10 protein-coding genes, 2 pseudogenes and 1 other annotated feature are annotated in these 9,924 nt (G+C 37.3%); of the genes and pseudogenes, 10 read left to right on the top strand and 2 right to left on the bottom strand.

Annotation, left to right across the window (positions count from 1 at the left end):
* Positions 1–129: 129 nt before the first annotated feature.
* Positions 130–1,446 (bottom strand): FAD-containing oxidoreductase, encoded by a 1,317-nt coding sequence (locus STRDD10_RS02360; protein ID WP_067192783.1) that lies wholly within the window; start codon positions 1,444–1,446, stop codon positions 130–132.
* Positions 1,447–1,623: 177 nt separating this feature from the next.
* Between STRDD10_RS02360 and STRDD10_RS02355 the strand changes: the two are divergent.
* Both STRDD10_RS02355 and STRDD10_RS02350 read left to right on the top strand, forming a co-directional pair.
* Positions 1,624–2,692: pseudogene (locus STRDD10_RS02355) on the top strand (IS30 family transposase).
* Between the two features lie 397 nt (positions 2,693–3,089).
* Positions 3,090–4,049: an ROK family glucokinase gene (locus tag STRDD10_RS02350; RefSeq protein WP_067192781.1), complete on the top strand. Its 960-nt coding sequence runs from the start codon at positions 3,090–3,092 to the stop codon at positions 4,047–4,049.
* A 93-nt stretch (positions 4,050–4,142) separates the two neighbouring features.
* Here the strand turns inward: STRDD10_RS02350 and STRDD10_RS02345 are convergent, their stop codons facing one another.
* A complete protein-coding gene (locus tag STRDD10_RS02345; protein ID WP_067192779.1) occupies positions 4,143–4,493 on the bottom strand; it encodes a DUF6568 family protein in 351 nt (116 codons plus the stop codon).
* 178 nt (positions 4,494–4,671) lie between these two features.
* Here STRDD10_RS02345 and STRDD10_RS02340 point away from each other — a divergent pair, with 178 nt between their 5' ends.
* From STRDD10_RS02340 to rpmA, 8 genes and pseudogenes are all read left to right on the top strand, one after another.
* The gene (locus STRDD10_RS02340) at positions 4,672–5,511 is read left to right on the top strand and encodes a thymidylate synthase (protein ID WP_067192778.1); all 840 of its coding nucleotides are present in this window, start codon (positions 4,672–4,674) and stop codon (positions 5,509–5,511) included.
* 174 nt (positions 5,512–5,685) lie between these two features.
* A complete protein-coding gene (locus STRDD10_RS02335; RefSeq protein ID WP_067192776.1) occupies positions 5,686–6,201 on the top strand; it encodes a dihydrofolate reductase in 516 nt (171 codons plus the stop codon).
* Between the two features lie 196 nt (positions 6,202–6,397).
* On the top strand, positions 6,398–7,630 hold the full coding sequence (gene clpX / locus STRDD10_RS02330; protein ID WP_067192775.1) for an ATP-dependent Clp protease ATP-binding subunit ClpX: 1,233 nt from the start codon (positions 6,398–6,400) through the stop codon (positions 7,628–7,630).
* Positions 7,631–7,638: 8 nt separating this feature from the next.
* Positions 7,639–8,227: pseudogene (yihA, locus tag STRDD10_RS02325) on the top strand (ribosome biogenesis GTP-binding protein YihA/YsxC).
* A 67-nt stretch (positions 8,228–8,294) separates the two neighbouring features.
* Complete coding sequence (locus tag STRDD10_RS02320) at positions 8,295–8,633, top strand: ATP cone domain-containing protein (protein WP_067192773.1); 339 nt, start codon at positions 8,295–8,297, stop codon at positions 8,631–8,633.
* A 69-nt stretch (positions 8,634–8,702) separates the two neighbouring features.
* Positions 8,703–8,774: a sequence feature (ribosomal protein L21 leader region), on the top strand.
* 34 nt (positions 8,775–8,808) lie between these two features.
* A complete protein-coding gene (gene rplU, locus STRDD10_RS02315) occupies positions 8,809–9,123 on the top strand; it encodes a 50S ribosomal protein L21 (RefSeq protein ID WP_000109141.1) in 315 nt (104 codons plus the stop codon).
* Between the two features lie 15 nt (positions 9,124–9,138).
* Positions 9,139–9,483, top strand: a complete 345-nt coding sequence (locus STRDD10_RS02310; protein ID WP_067192771.1) for a ribosomal-processing cysteine protease Prp — start codon at positions 9,139–9,141, stop codon at positions 9,481–9,483.
* A 17-nt stretch (positions 9,484–9,500) separates the two neighbouring features.
* Positions 9,501–9,794, top strand: a complete 294-nt coding sequence (rpmA, locus tag STRDD10_RS02305; protein WP_003032879.1) for a 50S ribosomal protein L27 — start codon at positions 9,501–9,503, stop codon at positions 9,792–9,794.
* Positions 9,795–9,924 lie beyond the last annotated feature (130 nt).

Here is a 9,924-nt window from a genome sequence, read left to right as displayed (position 1 = left end):
TTTTCGAAGAGTATAATGTAGAGTAGATTTCCTTTTTGAATACAAATAAAAACAGCAGAATTAGTATGAAACTAGATTTTGCTGTTTTTATTAAAGGCATATTGTAGAGAATATCTATATCTATTTTTGCTAAATCGCAAATAAGTCATTCAAGTTTTCAGCCAAGGTTGGGTGAGTGAAGATTTGTTTTGTGAAGTAAGTATAAGGAATCTTGTTGTCCATAGCAACAGTGATGATGTTAATGATTTCTTGTGAACCTTCTGAGAAGATAGTTGTTCCAAGAATTTCTTTTGTTTCAGTATTGACAACAGCTTTGAAGGCACCACGAAGGTCTCCATTTACGTGACCGCGAGGCATGGCAGCAACAGGGATTTCCTTCACTGCGTATGGAAGTTTCAAATCAGCTGCTTGGCTTTCAGTCAAACCAACTTGTGAAAGTGCAGGTGTGATGAACATAGTGTTTGGTACATTGAGACGGTCTTCAAGTGTGTAGCTGCCATCTCCAGCAAGGTAGCTGTAGACAACGCGGAAGTCATCAAGTGAAATGTAGGTAAATTGAGGTCCACCGTTGACGTCTCCAACTGCAAAGACACCAGGAACGTTTGTTTGACAATGTTTGTCTACTTTAATAGCGCCACGTTCAGTTAGTTCAATATCGGTATTTTCAAGTTGAAGTGGTTCGACGTTTGGTTTACGTCCCGTTGCGTAGAGAAGAGCATCGAAACGGTAGGTTTCCTTTTCAGTTACGACAAGAACTTGGTCACCGTCGTTTTTGATTTCAGTAGTACGGATGTTTTGAAGCAATTCAATACCGTCTTCTTCCATGTATTGTTTAGCAAGAGCTGCGATGGAAGGTTCGGCACGAGGTAGGAAAGTATCCAAGGCATCTAGGACTGTAACTTTGCTGCCGAGTTTGTTGTAAAGGCCAGCAAATTCAAGACCGATATTTCCGCCACCAAGGACTCCAAGTTTTTCAGGCAATTTGTCCAAGTTTTGAATACCAGTTGAGTCAAAGACATTCTTACTTGTAGCAAGTCCAGGGATCGGCAAGACGTTTGAAACAGCACCAGTGTTGATAACGATAGTTTCAGCAGTCAGTTCTTGTTTTTCATCACCAGCTTGGATTTCGATGACTTTGTTTGAAAGGAAGTGAGCTTCCGCATCAAAGATATCCACACCTGTACCCGCAACAGTAGCATAGTTTTTACCGTTGAGTCGACTAGTGATAGTATTTTTGGTAGCGATGACTTCTTCAAAAGACAAGTCTTTCTCAGCAGCAACTAGCAAGGTTTTAGTTGGGATACAACCAATGTTGATACAAGTTCCACCGTACATAGCTTTGCTCCGTTCAACGAGGGCAACTTTTTTACCAGTAGAAGCCATTTTCCCAGCTAGGGTTTTTCCGGCCTTACCGAAACCAATAACGATCAAATCATATGTTAACATTTATCTTCCTCCTGTTTTACGGTTTATATTCTAACACAAGGAAAATACTTTTGCACAATTCTGCTACGTAATTTTTTATTTTTAATTTTGATACCCTGTTGTAAAATGAAGTGCAACAAAAAAGACATGTTCATCTGATATACTAGAGTTGAGAAAAACAGTATAAGGAAAATGAACATGTCCACTACTTATTCTACCACAAATCAATCCTACAAACATTTATCTGAAGCTGAACGAGGAAAAATTGAGGCTTATTTATGTTTAGGAATCAAACCAGCGGAGATTGCTCGTCGACTGGGAAGAAATCGATCTACTATTACTCGTGAAATCTCGTGAAATTAGTCGAGGTTCCATAACACAAGTGAAAAAAGTAAATGGTCAGAAGGTTTACTATCTACACTATTATGCAGATGCTGCCCAAAATCGTTATCGTTATGCTAGAGAAGCCAGTTATTATCTGAAACTGGATCGTGTTTCAGATGACTTTTTGAGAGAATTTACCGAAGCTATGAAAGAGAAACCAAGAATACATAGCGTGGATACATTTGTTCACACCTATAAATCACAACATGTAGATGTAGTTGTCCCTTCAACCAAGACGCTCTATAACTATATCCATCAAGGATTGTTAGAGATTAAGGTTATTGATTTGCCAAGAGCAGTGCGGATCCGGAAGAGATTTACCAAGCGCCCCTCTACCAAGAAACATCTAGGAAAGTCAATCGAAGAAAGACCAGAAGAGATTAATAATCGTTCTCATTTTGGAGATTGGGAAATCGATTCTGTTCTGGGTGGAAAGACAGTAGGAGAACCTTCTATTCTAACCTTGGTAGAACGACAAACACGTTATGCTATCACAAAGAATCTCGTAGAGAAGAAGGCAGAATATGTTAATCAAGCGGTCTTAGAGTGTATGAAACTTTATCCCATTAAGTCTATCACTGCAGACAATGGAAATGAATTTGCTTCATTGAGTGAGATAGACGGCTTAGATGTTTATTTTGCTCATGCCTATTCATCTTATGAGCGAGGTACGAATGAGAATTTCAACGGATTGCTGAGAGAGTTTATTCCAAAGGGAGTTTCGCTAAAAGATTTCAATCCAAAGCTTTTAGAAGACTACTCCAAAGCTATCAACGAAAGACTAAGACGAATCCATGGTTATCAATCCGCAAAAAAAGAGGCTGGGACAAAAGTCCTAGACTCTCAATTGTTTTTGGATTGTCGAGCAAGACGCAGTGGTTGAGTGGGCTCTACCACGCTGATTTCATCAGCTTTTACAGCCCTACTCAACTGTGCGGAGGTGGGACGACGAAATCGAATTCTAACGAATGACCGGTTTCTGTCCCACTCTCTTGAAAAGCACTCACTTAATCAGAGGAATATCTTTGTTGCACTTGACTTGACATTGGGGTAAAATTATTCCAATGTTAATTTGGACAAATGTTTAAATCGATTGTAAAGACCTCCGTATTTTACTATTGACTATAAGTTTCTTATTAACGAACAAAAATTAAATTCGTTTATGAAAATAAAAGAGAATAGGACTGTAAATTTATTGGAAATCAATTTATGAAAGCCTTTGCATTTTCTTTTTATTTTGTTATAATATAAGTACAAAAGTTATCATATAAGGAGTTGCTATGTCAAAGAAAATTATTGGGGTTGACCTTGGTGGGACATCGATTAAATTTGCAATTTTAACAACTGAGGGAGAAGTTCAGGAAAAGTGGTCTATTAAGACTAATATTTTGGATGAAGGTAGTCATATTGTTGATGATATTATCATTTCTATCCAGCATCGGCTAGAATTATTGGCGTTACCTACAACGGATTTTAAAGGAATTGGGATGGGTTCTCCAGGTGTTGTTGATCGCGAAAATGGAACAGTTATCGGAGCATACAATCTTAATTGGAAAACGCTTCAACCGGTTAAAGAGAAAATCGAAAATAGTCTTGGTATCCCATTTTTTATTGATAATGATGCGAATGTAGCTGCTTTAGGCGAGCGTTGGATGGGAGCAGGTGAAAACCAACCGGATGTTGTCTTTATGACCTTGGGTACAGGTGTTGGTGGAGGTATTGTAGCAGAAGGGAGACTACTACATGGGGTTTCAGGTGCTGCGGGCGAGTTAGGACACATCACAGTTGATTTTGAACAACCTTTTGCTTGTACATGCGGGAAAAAGGGTTGTTTAGAGACAGTTGCTTCAGCAACTGGTATTGTCAATTTAACACGTCGCTATGCGGATGAATATGCTGGAGATGCAATATTAAAGCAACGAATTGATAATGGTGAGGATGTCACTGCTAAGGATGTATTTGACTTAGCAAAAGAAAATGACCCACTTGCGCTTATTGTTTATCGAAATTTTTCTCGTTATCTTGGAGTAGCCTGTGCCAATATCGGATCCACTCTAAATCCATCTACTATTGTAATTGGAGGTGGAGTTTCAGCAGCAGGAGATTTTCTTCTAAAGGGACTTCAAGAAGTATTTGATGAAAATACATTTCCTCAAGTTCGTACCTCTACTAAGCTTGCATTAGCTACATTAGGCAATGATGCGGGGGTAATAGGAGCAGCATCACTAGTATTGCAGTAACAATCAGAAAAAGAGGTTGTCTGTACTCCATAAATGTTAGTTGTTTGTATCTAACTTTTATGGTAGTACAGTCTGACCTCTTTTAATTATCCATTAAACTAAATGAGCAAATGCTGTAATTTCGGAAGCTGTCATCCCAGAATCACAACGGACGGAGACATTTCCATTTTCAGTATGTAAAAATCCTGGAACAGTAGGAATATCAAATTCCTTGCGAAATTCTTGTAAATTTGTTAATTCACTAGTTTCTTCGCTATTGATAAAGTAAATGTGTGCTTTGGTTTCTGCTACTACTCCTGCTAGGGTTGTAGCAAAGCGACGGCAATAAGGGCAAGTTGCACGCCCTATAAAAAAGGTTGCTGTTTCTTTGTTTTCAATAGATTTACGTGCCTGAGTAACAGTTGTGACCTCTAGGGCCTCAATATGTTTAGCAAATTCGTTCATAAAGGAACTCCTTTTCTTTCTTTCTTTCTTTTTTTTCTAGTATGCCATAAAATAAAGAAAATTGCTAAAATTTGCTACAGGTATTAGTTTTTTATGTTTTTTGCTTGGTAGCTTGTTTGACACTATTTATTTTAATTATGATATACTAGAAAAAAGTATCGTCTAAAGAGAGGAAGACATGACAAAGGCAGATAGCATATTTAAAGAATATATTCAAAAAATTATGAATGATGGGGTATGGTCTGAACAAGCTAGACCAAGGTATAAAGATGGTACAATTGCAAATTCCAAATACATTACTGGTGCTTTTATGGAATTTGATTTAGCAAAAGGAGAGTTTCCAATCACCACACTTCGTCCGATAGCGATAAAATCTGCTATAAAAGAGATGCTCTGGATTTACCAGGACCAGTCAAATAGTTTGGATGTACTTGAAGAAAAGTACGATGTACATTATTGGAATGACTGGGAAGTTGGAGAAACTAGGACCATCGGTCAGCGTTATGGAGCTATTGTAAAAAAACATGATATAATACATAAACTCTTAAAGCAACTAGAAGAGAATCCCTGGAATCGTCGTAATGTTATTTCCCTTTGGGATTACGAAGCCTTTGAAGAGAGTCCCGGTTTATTACCCTGTGCATTTCAAACCATGTTTGATGTGAGACGAGTTAACGATGAAATCTATTTAGATGCTACATTAATACAGCGTTCTAACGATATGTTAGTTGCCCATCACATCAATGCGATGCAATACGTTGCTTTGCAGATGATGATTGCGAAACATTTTGGTTGGAAGATCGGCAAGTTTTTTTACTTCATTAACAATCTACATATCTATGATAATCAATTTTCACAGGCAGAAGAGTTATTGAAGAGAGAACCAGCTGTTTGTCAACCTCATCTAGTTTTAAATGTAGCCGATGGAACGAACTTTTTTGATATCAAAGCAGAGGATTTTGAATTGACAGATTATCTACCAGTCAAACCGCAATTAAAGTTCGATTTGGCAATTTAGTATGGTTTTAATTTCTACTAAATAAATTATCTAATTTAGTCTTTATTTTTTGCTTTGTATGCTTGAAATAAGTCTTTTTCTTGATTTTTTGATAAAATATAATATAGAAAATAGCAAGAAAAGCCCGATTAGTAAAATCATTGGGCTGTATCTTCTCGCAAATTGAAGGACATTATGAGTAAAAAAATACAAGCTATATGGGCTCAGTCACAAGGTGGTGTTATCGGTAAAGATAATATTATGCCTTGGTATCTTCCTGCTGAATTAAAACATTTTAAAGAGACAACTCTGGGACAGGCAATCTTAATGGGGAGAGTTACCTATGAAGGAATGGGAAAGCGAACTCTTCCAAATCGAGTAAATATCGTTCTAACTCAAGACAGAAATTATCAGGTTGCCGATGATGCAGTTTTAGTGTTTCATTGTGTCGAAGATGTATTAAAGTGGTATGATCTTAATAAATTTGACTTGTTTATAATTGGTGGTGCACAGATTTTGTCACTTTTTGAACCCTATTTAGAAGAATTAATTAAAACAGAAATAGATGCTGACTTAGACGGAGACACCTATTTTCCAGAAAATTTTGATTGGGAGCCATATGAGCTAGTATCATCGATTTATCATGCTAAAGATGAAAAAAATCAATATGATTTTACAGTAAATAGATTTCATAGAAAGGATGGCGATTGATGCAAAGAAGTATTTTCGGAATATTTACAGCTTTTTTATGTGCAATTTGTGTCCTTCTTGCACTGGAGGCTTTTCGTAAGAGAAGGCATGGGTTGGCTATCATTTTTTTGCTCAATGCCTTCACAAATTTAGTCAATTCAATACATGCATTTTATGCAACCTTATTTTAAAAAAAACTTAGAAAACGGAGTTTCAAATGCCTACAAATCAACAAAATGATATGATGGTATATTGCTCTTTCTGCGGGAAAAGTCAGGAAGAAGTACAAAAAATTATAGCTGGAAACAATGCTTTTATTTGTAATGAATGTGTCGAACTAGCTCAAGAAATTATTAGAGAAGAGTTAGCAGAGGAGGTACTTGCTGACCTATCTGAAGTACCAAAGCCAATCGAATTATTAAATATTTTGAATCATTATGTCATTGGTCAAGATAGAGCGAAACGTGCTTTAGCTGTTGCAGTATACAATCATTATAAACGGATTAATTTTCATGACAATAAAGAGAATTCTGAGGATGTTGACTTGCAGAAATCAAATATCCTTATGATCGGTCCAACGGGATCTGGTAAAACTTTTCTTGCTCAGACTCTTGCTCGTAGTTTAAATGTACCATTTGCTATTGCTGATGCAACTGCCTTAACAGAAGCAGGTTATGTGGGAGAGGACGTTGAAAATATTCTTTTAAAATTGCTCCAAGCAGCAGATTTTAATATAGAGCGTGCAGAACGTGGTATTATCTATGTAGATGAAATTGATAAAATTGCTAAAAAAAGTGAAAATGTTTCTATAACACGTGATGTATCTGGAGAAGGTGTCCAACAAGCTCTCTTGAAAATTATTGAAGGAACTGTTGCTAGTGTGCCACCTCAAGGTGGAAGAAAGCATCCACAACAAGAAATGATTCAGGTTGACACCAAGAATATCCTCTTTATTGTGGGTGGAGCCTTTGATGGAATCGAAGAAATTGTAAAACAACGTCTGGGTGAAAAAATTATTGGATTCGGTCAAAATAATCGGGCGATTGATGAAGATAGTTCCTACATGCAAGAAATCATTGCAGAGGATGTCCAAAAATTTGGAATTATTCCTGAACTCATAGGTCGCTTACCAGTTTTTGCAGCCTTGGAACAACTGACAGTTGATGACTTGGTTCGGATTTTGAGTGAGCCACGAAATGCCCTTGTAAAACAGTATCAAACCTTGCTTTCTTATGATGATGTTGAGTTAGAATTTGATCAAGAAGCTTTGAAGGCTATCGCTGAAAAAGCTATCGAGAGAAAAACTGGTGCACGTGGACTTCGTTCGATAATTGAGGAAACAATGATGGATGTCATGTTTGAAGTCCCTAGTCAGTCTAATGTTAAGATGGTTCGGATAACTAAAGAAGCTGTTGATGGGACTGATAAACCAATTTTAGAAACGGCTTAGGGAGAAATATGGAAATTAACATTCATAATGCGTCAATTTTATTAAGTGCTGCAAATAAAAACCATTATCCCCAAGATGATATTCCCGAAATTGCGCTAGCAGGTCGTTCGAATGTTGGGAAATCAAGTTTTATCAATACTCTCCTAAATCGAAAAAATCTAGCTCGTACTTCTGGAAAACCGGGTAAAACACAACTTCTGAATTTTTTTTAATATTGATGATAAAATGAGATTTGTCGATGTTCCTGGTTATGGATATGCACGTGTATCGAAAAAGGAACGTGAAAAGTGGGGACAAATGATTGAAGAATACTTGACAAGTCGGGAGAATTTGAAAGCAGTTGTTAGTTTAGTGGATTTGCGTCACGAACCCTCTGCTGACGACTGTCAAATGTATGAATTCTTAAAGTATTATGAAATTCCGGTCATTGTGGTAGCTACGAAAGGTGATAAAATTCCTCGTGGTAAATGGAATAAACATGAGTCAATTATTAAGAAAAAGCTAGACTTTGATCATCAAGATGATTTTATCGTGTTTTCTTCTGTTAGCAGAGAGGGATTTGATGAATCTTGGGAGGCAATTCTTAGAAAACTGTAAGCGATCCCCCTTACATCATATTTTTTAGTACAAGACGTAATAGTTTTTAAAATAGAGAGGTGATAGGATGCAAGTAATTAAAAGAGATGGTCAATTAGCAGAGTTTAATCCAGATAAAATTTATCAAGCTGTCTTGAAAGCGGCACAAACGGTGTATATTTTAACGGATGATTTGCGTCAGAATCTAGCACAAGTTACAAAAAAAGTCGTTCTTGATTTAGAAGAAGCTAAGGTTGAACGTGCTACGATTAGCATGATTCAATCTTTAGTAGAACAACGGTTACTAGGAGCTGGCTATATTACAATAGCGGAACATTATATTTCTTATCGTCTACAAAGAGATTTAGAGAGAAGTGGGTACGGAGACCATATCGCTGTTCACTTACGTTTTGAACAGATAAAATAAATTAAAAATGGTAGCATAATACTTGCTTAATAAAAAGAACTGTGCTATACTGAAATGGTTGACTATGCACAGCCTGTGCAACCGCTCGAACATCGTCATAAGAGGTTTGTCCCACGATACTAGGCGAGTCTTCACAAAATAAGGGGGGAACCCATAAAATCATAGGAGGTGCATAATGAGCACATACGCAATTATTAAAACTGGCGGAAAACAAGTTAAAGTTGAAGTTGGTCAAGCAGTTTACGTTGAAAAATTGAACGTTGAAGCTGGTCAAGAAGTTACTTTTAACGAAGTTGTTCTTGTTGGTGGTGAAAACACTGTTGTCGGAACTCCACTTGTTGCTGGAGCTACTGTAGTTGGAACTGTTGAAAAACAAGGAAAACAAAAGAAAGTTGTTACTTATAAGTACAAACCTAAAAAAGGTAGCCACCGTAAACAAGGTCACCGTCAACCATACACTAAGGTTGTCATCAACGCTATCAACGCTTAGTTTATAGGAGAACACATGATACAAGCAGTCTTTGAACGAGCCGAAGATGGCGAGCTGAGGAGTGCAGAAATCACTGGGCACGCTGGAAGTGGCGAATACGGCTTTGATGTCGTGTGTGCATCGGTTTCTACGCTTGCCATAAATTTTGTCAATTCCATTGAGAAATTTGCGGGCTATGAACCAAAACTAGAATTAAACGAAGATGAAGGTGGTTATTTGTTGGTGGAAATTCCAACAAACATCCCACCACACCAGAGAGAGATGACTCAGCTTTTCTTTGAATCATTTTTCTTAGGGATGGCTAACTTATCGGAGAACTCATCTGAGTTCGTCCAAACAAAAGTTATCACAGAAAGCTAACATGGAGGAAAACAATTATGTTAAAAATGAATCTTGCTAACTTGCAACTTTTCGCCCACAAAAAAGGTGGAGGTTCTACATCAAACGGACGCGATTCACAAGCGAAACGTCTTGGAGCTAAGGCGGCTGATGGACAAACTGTAACTGGTGGATCTATTCTTTACCGTCAACGAGGAACACACATTTACCCAGGTGTGAATGTTGGACGTGGTGGAGACGATACTTTGTTTGCAAAAGTTGAAGGCGTAGTACGTTTTGAACGTAAAGGACGCGATAAGAAACAAGTTTCTGTTTACCCAATCGCTAAATAATACGTCAAAACCTTATGAAATTATGGCTCTTTGTCAACTGTAGTGGGTGACGAAAAGCTAACATCTAGAGAGGACCGGATAGGTCTTCTCTTTTTGTATGTTTAGAGTAATGAAGACACGCTTCTTAAAA

Source organism: Streptococcus sp. DD10, from assembly GCF_001578805.1.
Classification (GTDB): Bacteria; Bacillota; Bacilli; order Lactobacillales; family Streptococcaceae; genus Streptococcus.
This window is presented reverse-complemented; position numbering and strand designations above follow the sequence as displayed.

What these genes read in the sequence shown, in the direction of transcription:
- rplU (WP_000109141.1), top strand. Translation starts at nt 8,809, where the DNA reads ATGAGCACATACGCAATTATTAAAACTGGCGGAAAACAAGTTAAAGTT.
- rpmA (WP_003032879.1), top strand. Translation starts at nt 9,501, where the DNA reads ATGTTAAAAATGAATCTTGCTAACTTGCAACTTTTCGCCCACAAAAAA.
- clpX (WP_067192775.1), top strand. Translation starts at nt 6,398, where the DNA reads ATGCCTACAAATCAACAAAATGATATGATGGTATATTGCTCTTTCTGC.
- STRDD10_RS02320 (WP_067192773.1), top strand. Translation starts at nt 8,295, where the DNA reads ATGCAAGTAATTAAAAGAGATGGTCAATTAGCAGAGTTTAATCCAGAT.
- STRDD10_RS02335 (WP_067192776.1), top strand. Translation starts at nt 5,686, where the DNA reads ATGAGTAAAAAAATACAAGCTATATGGGCTCAGTCACAAGGTGGTGTT.
- STRDD10_RS02350 (WP_067192781.1), top strand. Translation starts at nt 3,090, where the DNA reads ATGTCAAAGAAAATTATTGGGGTTGACCTTGGTGGGACATCGATTAAA.
- STRDD10_RS02360 (WP_067192783.1), bottom strand. Translation starts at nt 1,446, where the DNA reads ATGTTAACATATGATTTGATCGTTATTGGTTTCGGTAAGGCCGGAAAA.
- STRDD10_RS02345 (WP_067192779.1), bottom strand. Translation starts at nt 4,493, where the DNA reads ATGAACGAATTTGCTAAACATATTGAGGCCCTAGAGGTCACAACTGTT.
- STRDD10_RS02310 (WP_067192771.1), top strand. Translation starts at nt 9,139, where the DNA reads ATGATACAAGCAGTCTTTGAACGAGCCGAAGATGGCGAGCTGAGGAGT.
- STRDD10_RS02340 (WP_067192778.1), top strand. Translation starts at nt 4,672, where the DNA reads ATGACAAAGGCAGATAGCATATTTAAAGAATATATTCAAAAAATTATG.